This is a genomic window from Pararhizobium qamdonense, from assembly GCF_029277445.1.
GTDB lineage: Bacteria > Pseudomonadota > Alphaproteobacteria > Rhizobiales > Rhizobiaceae > Pararhizobium > Pararhizobium qamdonense.
The window spans coordinates 273,378-294,869 of record NZ_CP119567.1; the positions used below are offsets into that span (position 1 = coordinate 273,378).

18 protein-coding genes are annotated in these 21,492 nt (G+C 61.4%); 10 read left to right on the plus strand and 8 right to left on the minus strand.

Features of this window, described 5'->3' with window-relative positions; genetic code table 11:
- Positions 1 to 24: 24 nt before the first annotated feature.
- The 3 genes from PYR65_RS22545 to PYR65_RS22555 are packed head-to-tail and all read right to left on the minus strand — an operon-like array spanning position 25 to position 2,715.
- Positions 25 to 990, minus strand: coding sequence for an ornithine cyclodeaminase family protein (locus PYR65_RS22545; protein ID WP_276121663.1), 966 nt, complete (start codon positions 988 to 990; stop codon positions 25 to 27).
- Complete coding sequence (locus PYR65_RS22550) at positions 987 to 1,604, minus strand: helix-turn-helix transcriptional regulator (protein WP_276121664.1); 618 nt, start codon at positions 1,602 to 1,604, stop codon at positions 987 to 989. The genes PYR65_RS22545 and PYR65_RS22550 overlap by 4 nt, the downstream gene beginning before the upstream one ends.
- A gap of 4 nt (positions 1,605 to 1,608) precedes the next feature.
- Complete coding sequence (locus tag PYR65_RS22555; RefSeq protein ID WP_276121665.1) at positions 1,609 to 2,715, minus strand: aminotransferase class I/II-fold pyridoxal phosphate-dependent enzyme; 1,107 nt, start codon at positions 2,713 to 2,715, stop codon at positions 1,609 to 1,611.
- 409 nt (positions 2,716 to 3,124) lie between these two features.
- On the opposite strand from PYR65_RS22555, the gene PYR65_RS22560 reads away from it, so the two are divergent.
- Both PYR65_RS22560 and PYR65_RS22565 read left to right on the plus strand, forming a co-directional pair.
- Positions 3,125 to 4,651 carry an ABC-F family ATP-binding cassette domain-containing protein gene (locus tag PYR65_RS22560; RefSeq protein ID WP_276121666.1) on the plus strand — a complete coding sequence of 509 codons (1,527 nt, stop codon included), beginning with the start codon at positions 3,125 to 3,127 and terminating at the stop codon, positions 4,649 to 4,651.
- 156 nt (positions 4,652 to 4,807) lie between these two features.
- Positions 4,808 to 5,914: an HPP family protein gene (locus PYR65_RS22565; RefSeq protein WP_276121838.1), complete on the plus strand. Its 1,107-nt coding sequence runs from the start codon at positions 4,808 to 4,810 to the stop codon at positions 5,912 to 5,914.
- Between the two features lie 48 nt (positions 5,915 to 5,962).
- On the opposite strand, the gene PYR65_RS22570 is transcribed toward PYR65_RS22565, so the two are convergent.
- From PYR65_RS22570 to PYR65_RS22585, 4 genes are all read right to left on the minus strand, one after another.
- Positions 5,963 to 6,760: an inositol monophosphatase family protein gene (locus PYR65_RS22570; protein WP_276121667.1), complete on the minus strand. Its 798-nt coding sequence runs from the start codon at positions 6,758 to 6,760 to the stop codon at positions 5,963 to 5,965.
- A gap of 29 nt (positions 6,761 to 6,789) precedes the next feature.
- Entirely contained in the window at positions 6,790 to 7,851 is a 1,062-nt protein-coding gene (locus PYR65_RS22575) for an ABC transporter ATP-binding protein (protein ID WP_276121668.1), read from the minus strand.
- Positions 7,848 to 10,079 (minus strand): ABC transporter permease, encoded by a 2,232-nt coding sequence (locus tag PYR65_RS22580; protein WP_276121669.1) that lies wholly within the window; start codon positions 10,077 to 10,079, stop codon positions 7,848 to 7,850. Before PYR65_RS22580 ends, PYR65_RS22575 begins: the two co-directional genes overlap by 4 nt.
- A gap of 149 nt (positions 10,080 to 10,228) precedes the next feature.
- A complete protein-coding gene (locus tag PYR65_RS22585) occupies positions 10,229 to 11,260 on the minus strand; it encodes an ABC transporter substrate-binding protein (protein ID WP_060636922.1) in 1,032 nt (343 codons plus the stop codon).
- 184 nt (positions 11,261 to 11,444) lie between these two features.
- Here PYR65_RS22585 and PYR65_RS22590 point away from each other — a divergent pair, with 184 nt between their 5' ends.
- Positions 11,445 to 12,449: a LacI family DNA-binding transcriptional regulator gene (locus PYR65_RS22590; RefSeq protein WP_276121670.1), complete on the plus strand. Its 1,005-nt coding sequence runs from the start codon at positions 11,445 to 11,447 to the stop codon at positions 12,447 to 12,449.
- A 5-nt stretch (positions 12,450 to 12,454) separates the two neighbouring features.
- The gene (locus PYR65_RS22595) at positions 12,455 to 12,964 is read left to right on the plus strand and encodes an NUDIX hydrolase (RefSeq protein ID WP_276121671.1); all 510 of its coding nucleotides are present in this window, start codon (positions 12,455 to 12,457) and stop codon (positions 12,962 to 12,964) included.
- A gap of 98 nt (positions 12,965 to 13,062) precedes the next feature.
- Here PYR65_RS22595 and PYR65_RS22600 read toward each other — a convergent pair whose 3' ends face one another.
- A complete protein-coding gene (locus PYR65_RS22600) occupies positions 13,063 to 13,251 on the minus strand; it encodes a hypothetical protein (protein ID WP_276121672.1) in 189 nt (62 codons plus the stop codon).
- Between the two features lie 298 nt (positions 13,252 to 13,549).
- Here PYR65_RS22600 and PYR65_RS22605 point away from each other — a divergent pair, with 298 nt between their 5' ends.
- The 6 genes from PYR65_RS22605 to PYR65_RS22630 all read left to right on the plus strand — a co-directional run bounded on the left by PYR65_RS22605 (position 13,550) and on the right by PYR65_RS22630 (position 21,474).
- Positions 13,550 to 13,696, plus strand: coding sequence for a DUF1127 domain-containing protein (locus PYR65_RS22605; RefSeq protein WP_082546640.1), 147 nt, complete (start codon positions 13,550 to 13,552; stop codon positions 13,694 to 13,696).
- A 167-nt stretch (positions 13,697 to 13,863) separates the two neighbouring features.
- Positions 13,864 to 16,788, plus strand: coding sequence for an aminotransferase (locus PYR65_RS22610; protein WP_276121673.1), 2,925 nt, complete (start codon positions 13,864 to 13,866; stop codon positions 16,786 to 16,788).
- A gap of 85 nt (positions 16,789 to 16,873) precedes the next feature.
- The gene (locus tag PYR65_RS22615; protein WP_276121674.1) at positions 16,874 to 18,544 is read left to right on the plus strand and encodes an amidohydrolase; all 1,671 of its coding nucleotides are present in this window, start codon (positions 16,874 to 16,876) and stop codon (positions 18,542 to 18,544) included.
- Between the two features lie 114 nt (positions 18,545 to 18,658).
- Complete coding sequence (locus PYR65_RS22620) at positions 18,659 to 19,759, plus strand: ABC transporter ATP-binding protein (RefSeq protein ID WP_276121675.1); 1,101 nt, start codon at positions 18,659 to 18,661, stop codon at positions 19,757 to 19,759.
- A 1-nt stretch (position 19,760) separates the two neighbouring features.
- The gene (locus PYR65_RS22625; RefSeq protein WP_276121676.1) at positions 19,761 to 20,681 is read left to right on the plus strand and encodes an ABC transporter permease; all 921 of its coding nucleotides are present in this window, start codon (positions 19,761 to 19,763) and stop codon (positions 20,679 to 20,681) included.
- Positions 20,674 to 21,474 (plus strand): ABC transporter permease, encoded by an 801-nt coding sequence (locus tag PYR65_RS22630; RefSeq protein WP_060636702.1) that lies wholly within the window; start codon positions 20,674 to 20,676, stop codon positions 21,472 to 21,474. Before PYR65_RS22625 ends, PYR65_RS22630 begins: the two co-directional genes overlap by 8 nt.
- Positions 21,475 to 21,492: the final 18 nt, after the last annotated feature.

Here is a 21,492-nt window from a genome sequence, read left to right on the forward strand (position 1 = left end):
GGGTCGATAGAGCAATCGCGGAGATCAAACCACACTGGCATCCCGGTGCGCTGCAAGAACAGACGTGGCGATGGCGATATCCTGAACCGCGATGCCGGTAAGATCAGCGATGGTGATATCGCCGCGATCGAGCCGGCCTTGCTTAGTCCCAGCGAGCACCGCTCCAAGCTCGACGCAGCTTGCGGCAGACATCTCCCCGGCGCGGAACGCCGCTGAGAATTCGCCGTGATCGAGAGACTGTTCGAGACTATCTGAGACGCGACGGTTGGCGCGGGCAACCAGCGCCGTGTCCAGCTCCTGCTTGTCGGGTGCATCGGCGCCGATTGCGGTAATATGCGTGCCGGGCTTTATCCAGGCATCGCGGATCAGCGGTTGCCGCGAGGGTGTGGTGGTGATGATGATATCGGTGTCACCGCAAAGACGCTCCAGATCGGGCGACGCGCTTGCGCCGATACCTTCCGCCGCAAGTTGGGTTTCCGTCTCCATCGCCTTGTCGTGCGACCGGCCCCAGATGGTGAACGAAAAATCCGTTTCCGGCATCGCGAGGCGCAGGCAGCGGATCTGCCAGCGGGCCTGAATGCCGGTTCCGATAATGGCCACCCGCCGTGCATCCGGGCGGCAAAGCGCCCGCGTGGCAATGGCGCCGCCAAGACCAGTGCGCAGGTCGGTCAAGAAACCCTCATCGAGCAGGATCGCTTCAAGGACGCCAGTTTGCGCCGAAAAAACCAGCATCACACCGTGGGATGTCGGCAGCCCGATCGATGGGTTGCCATAGAATCCGGCGGCGATCTTGACGAGGAAACTCGGATCGCCGGCGATATGACCGTATTTGATATGGCAATCGCCGTCCTTTTCCGGAAAGGCGAGATAGCCGACCGGCGGCATGACCGCCCGGCCGTCGGATGCGGCGATATAGGCGGCTTGAATGGCTGTGAGCGCGCGGCCGGGATCGATCAGCGATTCGATCTGTGACCGGGACAGGATGATCATTCGTCCTCCGGCCGGTTCTGGTTCAGATATTTATAGACGGTCGCCCGGCCCATGCCGAGGATACGGGAAATGTAGGCAGCGGAGTTTCTGCCCCCAAAGGCGCCGTCGGCGGAGAGATCCTTGACCAGCTGCTGCTTCTGCTCGCGGCTCAATCCGGCAATGATCAGCCCGCGCGATCCCGTCCAGTTCTGGATATATTCGTTGATCCGCTCGTGCCAGTCCTCCTTGAACAGGCTCGCCGGCTTGGCATGGTCGACGGGGATCGAGGCGAAGGCGCTCAATGTCTGCATCACCGCGTGGAAATGCGAGACGTCGGCATTGATGCACATCACCGCGATTGGCCGCTCGCCGCTGTCGCGCAGGATGATGCTGATCGATTTGATCCGGCGGCCGTCCCAATTGACCTTTTCATAGGGGCCGAGAAGCCGTTCGCTCGGGCGGAAATCGATCTCGTGCAGCAGCGACGGCTCGCCGACCTCGCGCTTTGAAAAATTTCCGGCAATATGCGCCGCCGTCTCCGTCTCAAGATCGTGCAGCACGACCTCGACAAACGGCTGGAACAGCTGGGCAACGCCGTCGCAGACGGCGGCGTAGGAGGCGAGCTCGGGCTTCATCCCGTCACGCCCTCATAAAGTCTGCAAGGCGCGAAAGCCCTGCCTCCAGATGATGCTTCTGCGCCCCGATGCCGATGCGCACATAGCCATCGAGACCGTAGACATCGCCCGGAACCAGCATGACGCTCTTTTGCTCGCGGACCCGATCGACCAGAACGGAGGAGTTGATCTCCCTGTTATAGCGGACAAAAGCCATGCCGCCGGCCTGCGGCGGCAGGTATGAAAACAGATTGTTATGCGCCTCGATCCATGCGGTTAGCAGCGCCCGGTTTTCCCGCAGCAGATGGCGGCTGCGCGACAGGATTTCAGCGCGTTTGGCCGGCTGCAGCACGATATTGGCGATATGTTCACTGAGCGCACCGGTGGTGATCGAGGTATAATCCTTGCGCTGCCAGGTGCCGTAGATTTCCTTGGCAGGCCCAACCAGCCAGCCAAGCCGCAGGCCCGGCAGCGCCATGGCTTTCGAAAGCCCCGCCGTCACCACCGCTTTTTCGTAGAGATCGGCAAAGCTGACGGATTCCTCCACATCCAGCTCGGACCCCTTGTAGATTTCGTCGGCATGCAGGTAGACGCCGTGTTCGCGGGCGATCGCGACAAGTGCGTCCATCGTTCCACGCGGCAGGAGGCTGCCGGTCGGGTTGTTGGGATTGCACAGGCTGATCATCTTGGTCTTCGGCGTCACGGCGGCGCGCACCTCGTCGAGATCCGGCAGCCATCCAAGTTCTTCGCGCAGCACGATCTCCTTGACGGTGACGCCGAGCGCCTTTGCCCATCCCCGGATCTGCAGGTAGTTCGGCACGAACAGCACCAGTTCGTCGCCGGGCTCCAGAAGGGTCATCACCAGAATGAAGTTCGCTTCCGCCGAACCATTGGTGACCATGACGTTGTCACCGTCGCGGCCGGTGTACAGGCGGGAAATGGTATCACGCAGCTCGACGCCGCCGTTGGTCCAGCCATAACCCAGCTCCACCTCATGCAGGCCAAGCAGCTGATCGGGCGTCAGCAATTCCTTCAGCGAATAGGGATGAACGCCGCTATCGGAGAGATTATACTCCACCAGGTTTTCGTAGAGCGACTGGATCCGTTCGAGCGTGAATTCCTCGATCTGCATGGGCGTTATCTCCGTGAACGTTATGCGGCTGTGTATCATGGAGAATATAGACAATAAAGTACACAATGGAAAATATGTCTACAATTCACGCGAGGCGGCGTGATTGCGCATCTCGAAATCCAATGGTATGAAAGCCATTATCGAGAAAGGAGGGCTGCGCAATGAACACATTTTTCCGGCACCATCGCCAGCGTGGCCCCGTCAACGCCCTGCAAATGCGTTTGCAGGGCTGACCAAAGTCCGTTTCTCTTAAAAAACCGTCTTCTGGTCTGCCCTTCGTGGCACTGCAGCGCCGATCCCGTTGGTTTCGCCGTCTGCATTTTCCAATTCGCCGCGCGCGACGCATCGCATCGATGATGGCCTGAGAGCCCTCGATGGATGACCGTGCGGCAAGACCAGAGACCGATCCATGACCCTCATCAACATCCGCAATCTCGGCATCGTGCTGGGTAGTCCGCTCTTTTCGAAACTCAATCTCGTCGTCAATGCCGGCGACCGTATCGGCCTTGTCGCAGCCAACGGCCGTGGAAAATCGACGCTCTTTCGCTGTATTTCGGGTGCGCTGGAGGCAACCGAAGGCGAGATCACCAAGGCTCGCAGCCTCACGGTCGGCTATGTCGAGCAGAATGTCCCGCCACGCCTTTTCGACCTGACGTTTTACAACGCCGTCCTCGACGCACTCTCTGCGGATCAGCAGGAGAGCGAGAGCTGGCGTGTCGATGTGGTGCTGGAGGAACTCGATGTGCCCGAGGCGCTGCGGCAACGGCCGCTGGCACAGCTGAGCGGCGGCTGGCAGCGCATCGCCATGCTCGCCCGCGTCTGGGTGACCGAGCCGGATGTGCTGATGCTGGACGAGCCGACCAACCATCTCGATCTCGGCAAGATCGCGATGCTTGAGGCATGGCTGAATGCCCTGCCGCGTGACGTTCCCGTCATCATCGCCAGCCACGACCGGGCCTTTCTCGACGCCGTGACCAATCGCACGCTCTTTTTGCGCGCCGAGCAGTCGCAGATTTTTCCGTTGCCATATACGCGGGCGCGGGTCGCGCTCGACGAGGCGGATGCTGCCGATGAGCGCCGCTATCAGCGCGATATCAAGGCCGCCGGGCAATTGCGCAAGCAGGCGGCCAAGCTCAACAATATCGGCATCAATTCCGGCAGCGATCTGCTCGTCGTCAAGACCAAGCAGTTGAAGCAGCGGGCCGACAAGCTCGAGGACGCCGCCAAACCCGCCTATCTGCAGCGGTCGGCCGGTGCGATCAGGCTCGCCAATCGCGGCACCCATGCCAAGGTGCTCATCACCCTGGAGGATGCCGCAGTGCAGACCCCGGATGGCACGCAGCTGTTTAAAACAGGCAAGCAATTCGTCTGCCAGGGCGACCGGATCGTGCTTCTGGGCGCCAATGGGGCGGGCAAGACCCGACTGGTCATGATGCTGCGCAAGGCGGTCGAACTGCCGGAGACGGCGCAGGAGGGCATCAAGGCGACACCATCGCTGGTTCTCGGCTATGGCGACCAGGCCTTGGCCGATCTTCGCCCGGCTGAAACGCCGATGGCGACGATCATCCGCCGGTTCGACATCGGCGACCAGCGGGCGCGGGCGCTTCTGGCCGGAGCCGGAATGTCGATCGAGCTTCAGGCCCGCCCGGTCGGTCAGCTCTCCGGCGGCCAGAAGGCGCGGCTCGGCATGCTGATCCTGCGGCTCACCAATCCCAACTTCTACCTCCTGGACGAACCGACCAACCATCTCGATATCGATGGGCAGGAGGCGCTGGAGGCGGAACTGATGGCGCAGCAGACGAGCTGCCTGTTCGTGTCGCATGATCGAAGCTTCGTCCGCGCTGTCGCCAACCGGTTCTGGTTGATCGACAGGAAGAAGCTGGTCGAGGTCGATAGTCCCGAAGGGTTCTTCGCCGAGGCCGCCAAACAGAACTAGGCACATTGAGACGGCCGGGAAGCTGGCCGTCTCCTCTGTCAGAAAAGGGCGGCCTTCGTTTGGCGTTGCGCTTTGCGGCCGATTTTCCTATAGCCGGGACACGGGATGACGCGCGCGCCGCCACCCGTTTCCGTCTTTCGGCGTGCCCGGTTTCCGATGTCCAATCCCCCAAAGCCAAAGCCGGACGGCCGTTTTCGGATGTTCGTGCCCATTCTCGCCGGCGCCACCTTGCGTGAGCGGCTGATTGCCTGCGTCGGCGCTTTGATCGGCATCGGCCTGACCGGCCTCATCAGCAGCTATCTGCTCGGGCAAGGCCCGCATCTGCCCTTGATCGTGGCGCCGATGGGGGCGTCCGCCGTGCTTCTGTTTGCGGTCCCGGCCAGCCCGCTCGCGCAGCCCTGGTCGATCATCGGCGGCAACACGATTTCGGCGCTAGTGGGCATCATCACCGCCTCGCTGATCCGCGATCCGGTCATCGCCTCCGGTGTCGGCGTCGCGCTGGCGATTGCCGCGATGTCCCTGGCGCGCTGCCTGCATCCGCCGGGCGGCGCTGCGGCGCTCACCGCCGTGCTCGGTGGACCGGTGGTTGCCGGTTGGGGGCTGCTGTTTCCCTTCGTGCCGGTCGGCCTGAATTCCTGCATCCTGGTGGCGCTCGGCCTGCTGTTTCACAAGCTTGCAAGGCGCAACTACCCGCATCTCGCGACCATCGCACCGGTCAATACCCACAGGACCGCGGACCCGCCGGCATCCTTGCGCGCCGGTTTCCGCGAGGAAGATCTGGACGCGGCCCTTGCAGCGTTCGACGAGACCTTCGACATCGACCGGGGGGATCTCAGCCGCCTGCTGCAGCAGGTCGAGCTTCAGGCAGTCATCCGCGCCCATGGTGATATCCGCTGCGCCGACATCATGTCGCGTGACGTCATCGCGATCAATGCCGATGCCGATCCCACTGAGGCGCGTGCGCTGCTGTTGAAGCACAATATCCGCACGCTGCCGGTGAAGGACGCGGACGGCAGGCTGGCGGGCACGGTCGGTTTGCGCGAACTTTTCCGTCCGGCAACGCGTGTCGGCGAAATCCTGTCGAAAGCGGCAACCGCGCCGGACACCGATCCGGCATTCTCCTTGCTGCCGGTTCTGACGGACGGACACGCCCATGCCGTCATCGTGATCGATAGCGAGCATCGTATTCTGGGGCTGATATCCCAGACCGATCTTTTGAGCGCGGCCGCCCGCGCTTTGCCAACCGGCAGCGCCACGCCGTAAGATGAGAGTGATGGCGCCGCCGGAGGGCATAAGCCCCATGTGATACGTTCAGAGACCGGCGATCTTCATCAGGTCTTCCCGTGCGCCGGGTGCCGTGGCCAGAACGGGCGAACCCTTGGTTAGCTGTTCGCCCTCCACAGGGAACGGGTGGTACCAGCCGCCCGCTTCCTTGACGAGGCAATAGCCGGCAAGGCAATCCCAGGCATGCATATAGGGCTCGTAATAGCCGACGAGGCGGCCGGCGGCGACGTAGGCAAGCATCAACGCGCCGGAACCGTTGCGGATAAAGTTGCCGCCCGCTTCCAGGAGATCCTCGACCATCTTGCCGACGAAGGCCGGCGTCACATAATTGTTGGCGCCGATGCCGGTGACGGCATTGCGGATGGTGCGGGAGGGATCGAGGGTGAGAACGCGGCCGTTGAGCGTCGCGCCCCTGCCGCTTGCGCTCGCATAAAGCTCGTCATGGCAGGGCGCGCAGATGACGCCGATCACCGGCTCGTCATTGTGCAAAACGGCGATGGAGACGCACCAGTTCGGCATGCCGTTGACGAAGGGGCTGGTGCCGTCGATCGGATCGACCACCCAGGTATAACCGCTATCGCCACGGGCAAGCCCATATTCCTCCCCCAGGAACCCGTCGCCGGGATGGGCTTCGGCAACGCGGGCGCGAATGAGGTTTTCCACCTCGCGGTCGGCAATGGAGACGACGTCCTGCAGGTCGCGTTTGGTTTCGATCACCAGCGTCTCGCGCCTGTTGTAATAATCGAGTGCGACGCTGCCGGCTTCCTTGGCGATGGCCTGTGCCAGGGCAAAGCGCACGTCGAGCCCGGATATCTGCGATGTCATGGAATGGTCCTTTTGTAATATCGTGTGGCTCAGCCGTTGATGATGGCGATGCCGCGTCCCTTGAAACCGATGGCGACTTCCGTCGATGGTGCAAGCGCACGCTCGACGGCCGGATCGACGACGAAAAGCCTGCCCGTGCTTGTCTCTACCTCGTATTCCACATGGTCGCCAAGATAGGCGGAATGGGTGATCTGGCCCGGGAAGGCGGCCCCCGATGCCGGCTCGAGCGTGATCGAATTCGGGCGCACGGCAAGCTTTGCCGGTCCGGGCCGGGCATTGCGGCTGGGAACGCGATGTTCGAGCGCACCGATGCGGATGGTGGCGTCGGCGCCATCGACACTGATGACGTCACAGGCAACCACATTGGCTTCGCCCATGAAATCGGCAATGAAGGCCGAAGCCGGCGCCTCGTAGAGATCGCGCGGCGAGCCTTCCTGGGCAATCACCCCGTCCTTCATGATGACGATCCGGTCGGACACGGCAAGCGCCTCGTCCTGGTCATGGGTGACGTAGACGGCGGTAAAGCCAAGACGCTGCTGCAGGTCGCGGATTTCGGTGCGCACCTGGCGGCGCAGCCGGGCGTCGAGGTTGGACAACGGCTCGTCGAGCAAAAGAACCTGGGGCTCGAGCACCAGCGCACGGGCAACGGCAACGCGCTGCTGCTGGCCGCCCGAAAGCTCAGCGGGCAGCCGCGCGCCCATGCCCGCAAGGCCGACGAGCTTCAGGCCTTCTTCCGCCTTTTCCCGCGCCTCCTTTTTCTTCAGGCCGGACGATTCCAGGCCGTAGGCCACGTTGTCGAGCGAGCTCATATGCGGAAACAGCGCATAGGACTGAAACACCATCGAAACGTCGCGCTCGTTGGCCGGCAGCATGGTGACATCCTTGCCGCCGATCAGGATCCGGCCTGCGCTTGGATGTTCAAGGCCGGCCAGCATGCGCAACGTCGTGGTCTTGCCGCAGCCGGAGGGACCGAGCAGCGTGACAAGCTGGCCGGGCTCGATGGTCAGCGACAGGTCGTGAATGGCGGTAAAGGCGCCGAACTGCTTCTTGATATTTTGAAAGACGACCGAGCCGGAGCGGGGGGTGATCATACGGTTTTCTCCTGACCGAGGGAAAGGGAAGGGGCTGTGGTGATGCCGGCCACGCGATTTTCGCGCCGCAGCCGGCGTTCCCCGACGAGAAGCTGGAAGCCGGCGATAACGACGATCATCACCACGATCAGCATGGAGGAATAGGCGATTGCCACGCCGTATTCGCCGTTTTCGACAAGGCCGACAATATAGGAGGTCGCCATATTGTACTGGGCGCTGACAAGAAAGATGACGGCGCTGATGGAGGTAATCGCCCGCACGAAGGAATAGACCAGTGCGGCGGTGATCGCGGGCCTGAGCAACGGCAGGATGACCTTGCGGATCGTGCGGAAGCTGGTGGCGCGCAGGGTGAGCGATGCTTCGTCAAGGCTCTTGTCAAGCTGGCTCATCGCCGCCACGCCACCGCGCACGCCGACCGGCATGTTGCGGAACACGAAGCAGGCAATCAGGATCAGCGCCGTGCCGGTCATTTCCAATGGCGGCAAGTTGAAGGCCATGATGTAGCTGATGCCGATGACCGTACCCGGAATGGCAAAGCTCATCATCAGGGCGAATTCGAACACGTTGCGGCCGGCAAATTTCTGGCGGACGATCAGATAGGCGGTCAGCAACCCGACCGCCGCCGTCAGCGGCGCCGAGATCAACGCAATCTCGATCGTCGTCCAGAAGGAATTCCAGGCAACGCCGGTCCAGGCGAGCGCTCCATCGCGCATTTCGACGGAGAAGGCGCGGGCGTAATGTTCGAGCGTCAGCGAATTGTCCAGACCCCATGTCTTCACGAAGCCGCCGAACAGGATCATGCCGTAGATCACGACGGTGAAGATCATCCACGGGATGACCATGGCGTGCACGGCAATGGAGATCGAGCGGGGCAGTGCGATATGCGAACCGCTGTCACCCTTGCCGGTCACGGTGGCGAAATTCTTGCCGGACAGCCAGTAGCGCTGCGCAAGGAAAGCCGTCAGCGTGAAGCACAGCAGGATGATGGCGAGCACGGCGGCGCGCGACGGATCGTTCTGCGAGCCGACCACGGCAAAGAATATTTCTGTCGAAAGCACGCCATGACTGCCGCCGAGCACCAGCGGATTGCCGAAATCAGCCATGCTTTCGATAAAGCCGATCAGAAAGGCGTTGGCGATGCCCGGCTTCATCAATGGCAGCGATACGTGCCAGAAGGTACGCCAGCGGTCGGCCCGCAGCGTCTGGGACGCTTCCTCCATGGAAGGGCTGACGCCCTCAACGACGCCTATGAGCACCAGGAACGAAATCGGCGTGAATGACAGGACCTGGGCGATCCAGATGCCAGTCAGGCCATAAAGCCAGCGGCCGGGCTCGATGCCGAACAGGTTGGACAGGCTTTCGGTGATGACGCCGGCGCGGCCGAACAGCAGGGTGAGCGCAAGGCCGATGACGAAGGGCGGGGTAATGATCGGCAGCACGGTCAAAAGCCGCAGGCCCTTCTTGAAGGGAAAGCGCGTGCGGGTGGCAACCAGCGCAAACGCAAGCCCCATGATGGTCGAGCCGCCGGCCGTCATCAGCGCCAGCCAGAGCGTGCGCCAGGCGACGCCGCAGCGCTCGCCGCCAACCACGCAACCGAGGCTCCAGATCGAATTGTCCTGGATGTTGCGGGTAAAGCCATCCGGATTGAACGAGCCGTCGAAATCCTGGAACGCGCCGACCAGCATGCTGCCGACCGGATAGAACACGAAGATCGCAACAAGAAAGACCAGGATGGCGATGGAGGCGACCACGAAAGCATCGCCCTTCATGACGCCGCGTTCGGCAAGGCCAAAGGAAAAGATCAGCACGAAAGCAAAAGCCGACAGAACTGCGCCGGCCCCCATCGACGGCTGACCGTCGGCCAGGGCGCCAAACAGGGTTTCGCTGACCGTCCAGGACCAGCCGGAAAAGCCGATTGCCAGACCCTGAAACGTCAGGAAAAGGACGCCAAGCGCCCCAGCTATGGCAAGCACGGTTCCGCGCCGCATCGGATCAGCAATGAAGCGTGCTGCGACGGCGGCCGCCATGACGGCGGCGGCGACGCCGAGCCACCAGCGGCCAAAGCCGAGGATCTGCAGGATGCCGGGCGCGACGGAAGCCTCAGACGGAAAACCCGAAAGCCAGCCAAAGCCGAGGAAGCCGCCCTCGATCCGGTACCACGGAACGAGAATAAACGCCGCGATCCCCAGTGCGAGGACAATATCCAGTCTGCGGTTGCGATGGTCCATGACGATCCTCGCGCCTTTTCATGATGTCAAAGATGGAATGATGGTTGGCCGAAGACCGCGCCGCAATCTGTGGAGGGTTGCGCGATCCCCGGCCGGCAGAAACTTTAAGCCGCCCGGGACACGAAATGCCCGGAACGGCCAGTTCCCCTTTAGTTGGCGTTGGCGCTGATCTCGCGGTCCCAGCGCTCGAGCAGTTCCTTGCGCTTGGCCGGATCGCCATAGGTCTTGAAGTCGTAGTCGATCAGCTTGATGTCCTCGAAGCGCGGCGCTTCCTTGGGGATCTCAGCCGTCTTGTTGGACGGAAGCTGGAAGGATTTCGCATCCTTCATGCGCGACTGCACGTCCGGCTGCAGGGCCCAGTCGTACCAGGTCTTGGCATTGTCGAGGTTCTTGGCGCCCTTGACGATCGACATCGAGCCGATCTCGTAACCGGTGCCTTCGCAAGGTGCGACCGACTTGACCGGGAAGCCTTCGGCCGTCTGGGCGACCGCATCATGCATGAAGACGATGCCGATCGCCGTTTCGCCGCGTGCGGCCGCCTTGACCGGGGCGGAGCCAGACTTGGTATATTGCGAGATATTGGCGTTCAGCTTCTTCAGATAATCATAGGCCTGATCTTCGCCCATGATCTGCACCAGGGATGCCAGTGCCGTATACGCGGTACCCGACGAGTTCGGGTTGGCGATCTGGATTTCGCCCTTGAATGCCGGGTCGAGAAGATCAGCCCAGCATTTCGGCTCCTTGAAGCCCTTGGCCTTGAAAATCTCGGTATTGTAACCCCAGCCGAGTGCGCCGGCATAGACGCCGACCGTCTTGTAGCCGGAGCTTTCCGCCTGTTTTTTGGCCCAATCCTGCAACTGGTCGAGCATGGGCGATTTGTATTCCAGGGTCAGGTTTTCCGATGCCGCCTGCAGGTGCGGATCGCCGGTGCCAGCCCACCAGATATCGGTCTTCGGGTTGCGCGCCTCGGCACGGATCTTGGCATAGGTCTCGCCGGACGAGAGGCGGACCATGTTGACCTTGATGTCGCCATGCGCCTTCTCGAAGTCACCCTTCATCTGCTCGCAAATGACCACATCGGCCGAGCAGATCAGGTTGAGGCCGCCGGCCGCATGGGCCGAAAAAGCTGAGAGTGTCGTTCCGGCGGCCAGTGCCGCGACGGCAAGATATCGTGAACCCATGAAATTTCCTCCTGTTGAAGCAGCGCCTCCACGCTGCTCGCTTTTTGCAAGCGTGTGCAAATGCTGCATGAGATGAAAACCGCTGTCAAACAAATTCTTCACAAAACTGTCATAATTCGGCGGATCGAACGCTTGCACGCAATTGCAAAATTGTGCAGATTGTTGCTTCAGGGTGGAGTGTCCGGTGTCGCAGAAACTATTCGTCAGTGCCCAGGAAGTGGCTGAAAAAGCGGGCGTTTCGCGTTCTGCGGTTTCCCGCACCTTTACGTCTGGCGCCAGCGTATCGCCGAAGACACGGCAAAAGGTGCTCGATGCTGCGGAAGCGCTTGGCTATCACGTCAATCATCTCGCACGCGGGCTCATGCGCAATGAAAGCGGTATCGTCTGCCTGATCGTCTCGGAAATCGGTACGCCCTATCGCTCGGCGCTGCTGCGGGCGCTGACCCAGCAGCTGCAAAATTCCGGCAAGGTGGCGATGCTGATCAACACGGACCGGTCGGACGGCAGCGTCGATCTGGCGTTGAGGCAGGCGATCCGCTACCGCGCCGATGCCTCGATCATCCTGTCCGGCCTGCCGGACAAGTCGATCACCGACCTCTGTCTGAAGAACGGCCAGCGCTTGGTGCTGATCAATCGCGATGATGACCGGGAAGGGCCGCTGAAGATCAACCTGGATGACGCCGATGCAGCAGCCCGCATTGCCACCGCCTTTGTGCGCGCCGGTTGCCGCAGGCTCGCTTTTGCCAATTCGCAGGCGGGAACGCCGAGCCTGATGGCGCGCGAGCACGGTTTCGTCGCCGCGGCAAAGGCTCTTGGCATGGATGTGATCGTCGAGCGGTTCGGCCATACCGGTTATGAAAGCGGCCGGGTCGTTGCCCAGCAGCTTTTGACCCGCAAGGAACGTCCAGACGCGGTGTTCTGCGCGACCGACCTGCTTGCCTGCGGCTTCATGGATGCTGCCCGGCATCAATTTTCCATGTCCGTTCCCGATCAGATCTGCGTCGCCGGTTTCGACGATATCGAACAGGCTTCCTGGTCATCCTATGGATTGACGACATTCGCGCAGCCCGTGGACATGATTGCCCGCGAGGCCGTGTCCTGGCTGGTATCGGAGACGCCCGAGCCCGAGCACCATACGGTGCGTCTGCATGCCGATCTGGTCTGGCGCACCTCGATCAGGGGCGGTTAAGCACCATGGGAAGTGCGCTGAAAAAATTGCCGAAAAAGTCCGGCACGTTTCTGTCGGAACTGGTGCCCTTTACCAATGCGCTCTTCCGCGAGCGCATCCGGGAGCAATTTGCGGCACTCTGTTATCGCGTGCGCGCCGATAGCGGCAGGTTCGAAGTGCTGTTGGTAACGAGCCGTGACAGTGGCCGCTGGATCATTCCCAAGGGCTGGCCGATGGCGGGCAAAAAGCCGCATGAGGTCGCGGCGATCGAGGCTTTCGAGGAAGCGGGCGTGCGCGGCAAGGCTAAGAAGAAGCCGCTCGGATATTTCACCTATCTGAAAACACTCGACAACGGCCAGCGGGCGCCATGCTGCGTTCAGGTCCATCTGCTGAATGTGAAAGAAAGCTGCGATGTGTTTCGGGAGAAAGGCCAGCGGCAGACAGAATGGGTATCCTGCGTCGAGGCAGCGCGGCGTGTGCGCGAGCCGGAATTAAAGGGGCTCTTTCTCTCGATGCAGCGGGTCGTATTGTCCTAGTTCTTTCGGCTGGGAAGAGCGGTCTGAAAGAACATGATGACGTCTACGTCGCGTCCACCTCTGGGCGCGACTAGCTGCGTGTTTTCTACAGCAAGATTTTACCCAAACCGTTCCATGGCAAAATCGGCTGGTGCCGAGCCAAAGCCATGCGCTGATCCATGTGTGACCGTGCTGTTCAGGCGGCTCGTTTTCGAGAGTGCGACGGTATTGTCGAACGTCGCCAGCGACAATAGGAGAGCGGCGCCGAGCGTAAATCCGAATGCGAGATAAGAAAACTTTGCGAGCATGTCATTTACTCCTGTTTACCTCATCTGCGCAAACGTGGCGCAGATGGGAAAGTTCCATCGGCTTGAAGGGATCGTGTCACTTGTCCGGGGATGCGCCGCTGCCCAGTCAGAATCGGTTTCAGCGATCAGTCTGCCAGCGCGCTCTGCGCGCTGATAGTTGACCATGCAGCGGATGCATGGGTGTCCTGAAGTATTGGCGCTGTTACTCCATAATCGGGAGGCTTATACACAGCGCATCAGAACGACAACGGCGCCGCTGAATGGCCGGGCCCGCAAAGCCCTTGGAAAGGGGATTATCATGAACGTAGCACGCTCTTTCAACAATTGGCGCAAGTACCGCCAGACGGTCACCGAACTCGGCCGCATGACCAGCCGCGAATTGCGCGACCTCGGCATCGACCGCGCCGATATCCACAGCATCGCTCGCGCCTCGGTCGCTCGCTAATACCGCGCAACGCTACCTCCAGCGACGTTTCCCAAAATGCCCGTGGCCCTTGCTGCGGGCATTTTCGTGTCTGCGGCAAACTTCCCGTCAGAACGCACTGATTTGTCATTCGCGTTCGTACAAGGGTGTGCCAATCTGCCGGCAATCTGATTCCGGGGGGCAAGAGATTGGAACATGCGTTTTTGCGGCGGACGGAATTGTCGCGGCCTGATGTGAATGCCAGGGATGCAAGCGTCCTGTTTGCGGCCCATTACGGCCTGTCGGGGCCGATCGTGGAACTCGGCAGCCAGCAGGACCGGAACTACCGTATCGATACGGAAAACGGCCGCTTCGTCCTCAAGATCTGCCGCGCCGATTATGCCACCCTGGAGCTGGAAGCCCAGAACGCTGCGATGCGCCATATCGCAGGCAAGGCCGGAGCACCACGCGTTCCAAGGCTTGTGGCGGCCTCAGATGGTGCCGAGATCCTGTTCGCCACCGTGCGCGGTGAAGCCTATCAAATCCGTCTGCTCGATTATATCGACGGACAACCGCTGACGCAGCGCAAGCATTTGCCGGTGGCGACGGTCGCCGCACTCGGCGCGCTCGGCGGCAAACTGGCGCTGGCACTTGCGGATTTCACGCATCCCGGCCTGTCGCGCGACCTGCAATGGGATCTGCGTAACGCCGCACCGGTGGTCAGCCATCTCCTGTCGGCAGTAAAGGACGCGGACCGCAAAGCGCGCATCGGCCGGGAGATGGACGCGGCCATGCGCCGTCTGGATGGCCTGAAGCCGGAGCTGAGGCAGCAAGCAATCCATCACGACGTCACCGACGACAATGTCGTCAGCCTGCCCAATGACGCCGGCCAGCTGATACCGGACGGCGTGATCGATTTCGGCGATGTCATCGACGGCTGGCTTGTTGCCGATCTCGCCGTTACCTGCGCCTCGCTTTTGCATCATGCCGATGGCGATCCCGGCATCATCCTGCCGGCGGTCAAGGCGTTCCACGAGGTCTATCCGCTGAACGGCGCGGAACTGCGCGCGCTCTGGCCGTTGATCGTGGCGCGGGCCGCAGTGCTGGTGGCCAGCAGCGAGCAGCAACTGGCGCTTGATCCGGACAATGCTTATGTTGCCGGCAATATCAGCCACGAACGGCAAATTTTCGATGTCGCGGTCTCTGTGCCTTCATCCGTTATGGAAATCGCGATCCTGCAGGCTCTTGGCCAGCCCCGCGATTTGCAGCCTGTCATCACCGGTGAACAGCTCTTGCCGGAAATCGACATATCCGGGATTGCCGTGCTTGAGCTGAACAGCCAAAGCGCGCTGTTCGATGGCGTTGCGTGGCCGCAGCCGGGTCTCGAAGACCAGCTGTTTTTGGCGGCATCCGCCGAAAATGATGGTGTCTCGACCCGGTATGGCGAATACCGGCTGACGCGGACCGCGCTCATTTCGCCGGCACCCGCGCCGACATGTGCCCTTCATGTCGATCTGCTGCTCCCGGCGGGCACAAACGTATTGGCGCCGTTCAGCGGCATTTTGAAACTGACTGATGGCGGCCTGATCCTGCTTGGGCGGGATGCCGCCCTGCATCTGGCTGGGATCGATGCCCTGCCGGGTCCGGACGACTTCATCCATCCCGGCCAGCCGCTGGGCCTGGTTGCAGGTCCGCCTGGAGACAACAGCGTGCTGCGCGTCCAGCTCTGCCGCGACAAGGAACTGGTGCCGCCGCCTTTCGTGCCGCCGGATCATGCTGCCGCATGGCTGGAGCTTTGCCCGTCACCGGCAAGGCTGCTGGGCTTTGATTGCGACGCACCGGTGCCTGAGAGCGCAGCGCTTCTGTCGCGCCGCCAGAGCCATTTTGCCAGGCCGCAGAAGAATTATTACGAGACGCCGCCGCAGATCGAGCGCGGCTTGCGCGAACACATGGTCGATGTCGAAGGCCGCGCCTATCTCGACATGGTCAACAATGTCACGATCCTTGGCCATGGCCATCCCCGTCTTGCCGGTGCCGTGCACCGGCAATGGCTTCGGCTGAACACCAATTCCCGGTTTCACTATGCCTCCGTCGCCGATTTTTCCGCGCGGTTGGCAGAGCTTGCGCCGGATGGGCTCGATACGGTGTTTCTGGTCAACAGCGGCTCGGAAGCCAATGATCTGGCGCTGCGGCTTGCCTGGGCAGCCTCAGGCGCACGCAACATGCTGTGCCTGCTGGAGGGCTATCACGGCTGGTCGGTTGCCAGCGATGCGGTCTCCACCTCGATTGCCGACAATCCGCAGGCGTTGACCACCCGGCCGGACTGGGTCCATCCGGTCATGGCGCCCAACACCTATCGCGGCCCTTTTCGCGGGGAGGGTTCGACCGCAGCCTATGTCGAAGCTGTCCAGCCGGTGCTGGACACGCTTGATCGCGACGGCAAGGGGCTGGCCGGTTTCATCTGCGAATGTGTCTACGGCAATGCCGGCGGCATCCCGCTACCACCGGGCTATCTGAAGGACATCTACGCGAGGGTCCGCGCGCGCGGTGGCGTCTGCATCGCCGATGAGGTCCAGGTCGGCTATGGCCGCCTCGGGCACCATTTTTGGGGCTTTGAAGAGCAGGGCGTGGTCCCCGATATCATCACGGTCGCCAAGGGGATGGGCAACGGCCATCCCCTTGGCGCCGTCATCACCACCAGGGCGATCGCCGATGCGCTGGAGAAGGAAGGCTATTTCTTCTCCTCCGCCGGCGGCAGTCCGGTAAGTTCGGTCGTCGGCATGACGGTGCTCGATATCATGCGCGACGAAGGCCTGCAGGAGAATGCCCGTAGCGTCGGCGATCATCTGAAGCGCCGTCTGGAGGCGCTGGGACAACGCTTTCCGCTTGTCGGCGCCGTGCATGGCATGGGCCTTTATCTCGGGCTGGAATTCGTGCGGGACCGCGAAACGCTTGCGCCGGCCACCGCCGAAACGGCGGCAATCTGCGACCGGCTGCTGCAACTCGGCGTCATCATGCAGCCGACCGGCGATTATCTGAACGTGTTGAAGATCAAGCCGCCGCTGTGCCTGTCGAAGCAGAGCGCTGATTTCTTTGCCGATATGCTCGAGCGCGTGCTGTCGGACGGATGGTGAGGAAAGAGTTTTACCCCGGTTGAATTGCGCAGCCGGATCGGCTTAGCTCGCGCAACGTCTTAAAAAGCAAGCAGCGAGTAGCATCATGACGCAGACCGCCGATATCATCATCCTCAATGCCCGTGTTCTGACGCTGGATGAGGAGCGGCCCCGGGCCGAGGCGGTGGCGATCGCTGCCGGTCATATCCTGGCCGTCGGCACGGCTGCACAGATGGAAGCATTTCGCGGCGCGGGCACCGAGGTGATCGATGCTGCCGGCGGGACGGTGCTTCCCGGTTTCTCCGAAAATCACATGCACCTGTTTTCAGGCGCCGCCGAACTCGACCATCTGCAACTCGCCGGTATCAGCGGACTGGCCGCGCTGACGCACGCCGTCCAAGCCTACGCGCAGACGCGGACCGCCGAGAAGGTCCTCTTTGCACAGGGCGCGGATTATACGATCCTCGGTGACGAGCGGCTGACGCGCCATCATCTCGATGCGATCCTGGCTGACCAGCCATTGGTTCTCTTCGCACCCGATCATCATACGGCCTGGGCCAATACCAAGGCGCTGGAACTGGTCGACATGGTGCACGGCGCAGAGCTTGGCCCTGGCAATGAGGTCGTGGTCGGGTCCGATGGCCTGGCGACAGGGGAGCTGCGGGAAATGGAGGCCTTCAGCCCGCTGCAGGCCGCCGGCGGTTTCGATCGCTACCGCCTTGGCCTGTCCACCGGCGGCGAGCCAGACCCCTATCCCAACGACGCCGAATGGGCACAGGATATCGCCGTGATGCGGCGTGGTCTCGATTATTGCTCCCGCCACGGCATTACCACCATCCAGAACATGGACGGAAATCTCTATCAACTAGAGCTTCTTGCCGCGATCGAGAAAGAGGATGGCAGCCTGCCGTGCCGGGTGATCATTCCGTTCCATTTCAAGAATTTCATGTCGATCGACATGCTTGAGAAAGCCTCCGAACTCGCCCGCCGCTTTAACAGTGACTGGCTGTCATCCGGCATCGTCAAGGTCTTCTACGATGGCGTGCTCGACAGCTGGACCGCCGTGATGGTCGAGCCCTATGCCGACAAGCCCGGAGATTGCGGCGAAGGCCTTTTCACGCCCGAAACGTTTCGCGATGTCGCTGTGGAGGCCGACCGGCGCGGTCTGCAGATCGCGGTTCACGCGATCGGCGATGGCGCCGTGCGGGCGGTGCTTGACGGCTACGAGGCCGCGCGTGTCCAAAATGGCACCCGCGACAGCCGGCATCGCATCGAGCATATCGAAGTCGTGCACCCCGATGACATCGCCCGGTTTGCGCAACTCGGCGTCATCGCCTCGATGCAGCCTCCGCATCCGCCGGGCTGCGCCGGCGTGCCGCTGGAGCCGACCGTATCGCGCATCGGCCGGGACCGCTGGCCTGTCAGCTATGCCTGGCGCACGCTCAAGGATGCCGGCGCACATATCTGCTTTGCCTCCGATTGGCCGGTATCGCCGATCGACCCGATCATCGGCATAGAGGCTGCCGTGACCCGCAAGCGCTGGGCTGAAAGCGACCCGGACCAGTCGTTTTCGCTTGAGGAAGCGCTTTCCGCCTATTGCGTCGAAGGCGCATATGCCGAGTTCAAGGAGGATCGCAAGGGCATGGTCCGCGCTGGCTATCTCGCCGATATTGTCGTGCTGAATGGTGATATCGAGGCCGTAGCCGTAGCTGAGTTGCAGACGATCCGGCCCACCACCACAATTTGCGGCGGGCGTATCAGTTTCTCATCCCGATGATTTTTAGATCAAAATATCAAGAATGCTGTTGTCAACGCGAGGCCGCTGTGGTCACCTAGCACAAAGCCAAAAAGGCGGGAACAGCAGCTTCATGCAACGGGTAGTGTGCCGCATATGGCGGAATTGAACGCGGTCGAAATACGCCATGTTTCTAAGATATTCGGCTTTGGCGAGTTTGCGTTCGCCGCCGTCGATCAGACATCGGTATCAATCCGGCAAAACGAGTTTTTTACGCTTCTGGGACCGTCCGGATGCGGCAAGACCACGCTGTTGCGGCTGATTGCCGGATTTGAATATCCGACATCCGGCGAGATCATGCTGAATGGCGAAAATATCGCCGCCATGCCGCCGTTCAAGCGGCCCATCAACACGGTTTTCCAGAGCTACGCACTGTTTCCGCATATGACGGTGGCGGAAAATATCGGCTTTGGTCTCACCATGCTCGGCAAGCCGAAGCAGGAGATCAAGGACCGGGTCGATGCCATGCTCAAGCTGGTGCGCATGGAAGCGCTGGCCGGCCGCCGCACGAGCCAGATTTCCGGCGGACAGCAGCAGCGTGTTGCGCTTGCCCGGGCCTTGGCGCCGCAGCCGAAGGTTCTTTTGCTGGACGAGCCGCTGTCCGCGCTCGACTACAAGCTGCGCAAGGACATGCAGATCGAACTGAAACGTCTGCAGGCGGAAACCGGGATCACCTTCATCTTCGTCACCCATGACCAGGAAGAGGCGCTGACCATGTCGGACCGCATCGCGGTGATGTCGTCGGGAAAAATCCTGCAGGTCGGCAATCCCAGAGAGATCTATGACGCTCCGGCAGACCGTTTCGTCGCCGATTTCATCGGCGAGACCAATTTCCTGAAAGGCCGGATCAGCGCGGTGACGGATGGTATCGCCGAGGTCGATACGCCAGTTGCCGGCCGCATATCGGCAACGGTTCCGCGGGATTTCCACGCCGAAGGCGAGGTGACGGTGGTGCTGCGCCCAGAACATGCGACGCTTTGTGCGCCGGACCGCGCCGGTGCCAGCCAGATGACTGGGACGCTCGAAAACGTCGTCTATTTCGGAACCGATACGCATTACCACGTCCGTCTTTCCGACGGCGAAACGGTGTTTACCCTGCGCGAGCAGAACAAGCCGTTGCAGAGCGCGCGCTTCAGCCAGGGCGACATGGTCGGCATTGCGCTCGAAGCCAATGCCGCCCGGGTGTTGAGGAACTGAGATGACTGACCTGCCAGGGACGATCGAAGCGGAAAAAAGCAGGGATATCCGGAAACGGTGGCTGCTCTCGCTTCCCGCCCTGCTGATCATCCTCCTCGCATCGACAGGCCCGTTGCTGATCGTTCTTGTCTATTCCTTCCTGACGCCCGGCCCCTATGGTGACGTGCAATGGCTGCCCTCGCTGGATGGCTGGCTCGGCGTCGTCCTCAACAAGGACATTTTCGACGGCACCGTCACGCTTGCCGATGCGCATGTCTCGATCTTCATGCGCTCCGTCATGCTCTCCCTGGCAACGACGGTCTTGACCCTGCTGGTTGGTTTCCCCACCGCCTATTTCATTGCCACCCGGCCGGAAAAGACCCGTGAGCTCTGGCTGTTTCTGATCACCATTCCCTTCTGGACCAACCTGCTGATCCGCACATTCGCGATCCTCGAAATCATCCGCAATGAAGGGCTGGTCAACGGACTGATGCTGAAGGCCAGCCTCATTGCGCGGCCCATCCAGATGCTCTTCACCGATGGCGCGATCCTGACGGGCATGGTGTATGTCTATCTGCCGCTGATGGTTCTGCCGCTGTATGCCAGCATGGAAAAGCTGGATTTCCGGTTGGTGGAAGCGGCATATGATCTCTATGCGACACCCTTCCGGGTGCTGCGGAAAATCATCTTTCCGCTGGTCAAGCCCGGCGTCATCGCCGGTTCGATCCTCGTTTTCATCCCGGCGCTCGGCGCCTATGTGACGCCGAGCATTCTGGGCGGCGGCAAGAACATGATGCTTGGCAATCTAATCGAGCTGCAGTTCGGCCAGGGCCGGAACTGGCCGCTCGGCTCGGCGCTGTCGATCACGCTGATGCTGATCGTCATGGCGGCGCTGCTCGTCTATGTCCGCAATGCGGGATCGCAAGGAAGCCGGCATGGCTAAGACATTTTCCATCCGGCGTCAGCGCGGTTTCACCACCATTGCGATGGCCTGCTTCTTTGCGCTTTATCTGCCGATCGCCGTCCTGGTGTTCTATTCATTCAATGCGGGCGAATCGCTGGCATCCTTTGACGGAATTTCGCTGCGCTGGTTCACCAAGGCCTTTCAAAACCAGCAGGTCATCGACGCCTCCATCCGCTCGCTGCAGATCGCCTCGTTTGCCGCTGTGGTCGCCACCATTGCCGCGACCATGGCGGCGCTGGCAACGACGCGTACGGAGGCCTATCGCGGGCTGACGCTGAAATATGCCTTCATCAACCAGCCCCTGATGATCCCGGAGATCGTCACGGCGGTGGCTCTCTTGATCTTCTTTGCGCGCATCAAGATCTGGACCGGTTATTCCGGCCTGGGCTATCTGATCGCCGCCCATACGGCCTTCTGCATCCCGTTCGCCTATCTGCCGATCCGGGCGCGGCTGGAGAATATGGACCTGACGCTTGAAAAGGCGGCTGCCGATCTCTATGCAACGCCCTGGAAAGCCTTCCGCTATGTTACCCTGCCCTTGCTCTGGCCCGGCATTCTCGCCGGGTTCATGCTGGCCTTCGTGATTTCGCTCGACGACGTCGTCATCACCGAATTCGTCAAGTCGGCCGGGCAGGACACTTTGCCGACCTACATGCTCGGCCAGATCCGCCGCTCCATCACGCCGGAAATGAACGCGATCTCGACGCTGTTCCTGTTCCTGTCGGTCTGTGTCGTCACCGTGTTCTTCATCGTCAACAGAAAACGTGTCTAACGAAAGAAAAGGGAACAA

Bases quoted from the DNA above. Each gene is read 5' to 3' on its own strand.
- PYR65_RS22545 (WP_276121663.1), bottom strand. From the start codon at position 990: ATGATCATCCTGTCCCGGTCACAGATCGAATCGCTGATCGATCCCGGC.
- PYR65_RS22550 (WP_276121664.1), bottom strand. From the start codon at position 1,604: ATGAAGCCCGAGCTCGCCTCCTACGCCGCCGTCTGCGACGGCGTTGCC.
- PYR65_RS22555 (WP_276121665.1), bottom strand. From the start codon at position 2,715: ATGCAGATCGAGGAATTCACGCTCGAACGGATCCAGTCGCTCTACGAA.
- PYR65_RS22560 (WP_276121666.1), top strand. From the start codon at position 3,125: ATGACCCTCATCAACATCCGCAATCTCGGCATCGTGCTGGGTAGTCCG.
- PYR65_RS22565 (WP_276121838.1), top strand. From the start codon at position 4,808: ATGTCCAATCCCCCAAAGCCAAAGCCGGACGGCCGTTTTCGGATGTTC.
- PYR65_RS22570 (WP_276121667.1), bottom strand. From the start codon at position 6,760: ATGACATCGCAGATATCCGGGCTCGACGTGCGCTTTGCCCTGGCACAG.
- PYR65_RS22575 (WP_276121668.1), bottom strand. From the start codon at position 7,851: ATGATCACCCCCCGCTCCGGCTCGGTCGTCTTTCAAAATATCAAGAAG.
- PYR65_RS22580 (WP_276121669.1), bottom strand. From the start codon at position 10,079: ATGGACCATCGCAACCGCAGACTGGATATTGTCCTCGCACTGGGGATC.
- PYR65_RS22585 (WP_060636922.1), bottom strand. From the start codon at position 11,260: ATGGGTTCACGATATCTTGCCGTCGCGGCACTGGCCGCCGGAACGACA.
- PYR65_RS22595 (WP_276121671.1), top strand. From the start codon at position 12,455: ATGGGAAGTGCGCTGAAAAAATTGCCGAAAAAGTCCGGCACGTTTCTG.
- PYR65_RS22600 (WP_276121672.1), bottom strand. From the start codon at position 13,251: ATGCTCGCAAAGTTTTCTTATCTCGCATTCGGATTTACGCTCGGCGCC.
- PYR65_RS22605 (WP_082546640.1), top strand. From the start codon at position 13,550: ATGAACGTAGCACGCTCTTTCAACAATTGGCGCAAGTACCGCCAGACG.
- PYR65_RS22615 (WP_276121674.1), top strand. From the start codon at position 16,874: ATGACGCAGACCGCCGATATCATCATCCTCAATGCCCGTGTTCTGACG.
- PYR65_RS22620 (WP_276121675.1), top strand. From the start codon at position 18,659: ATGGCGGAATTGAACGCGGTCGAAATACGCCATGTTTCTAAGATATTC.
- PYR65_RS22625 (WP_276121676.1), top strand. From the start codon at position 19,761: ATGACTGACCTGCCAGGGACGATCGAAGCGGAAAAAAGCAGGGATATC.
- PYR65_RS22630 (WP_060636702.1), top strand. From the start codon at position 20,674: ATGGCTAAGACATTTTCCATCCGGCGTCAGCGCGGTTTCACCACCATT.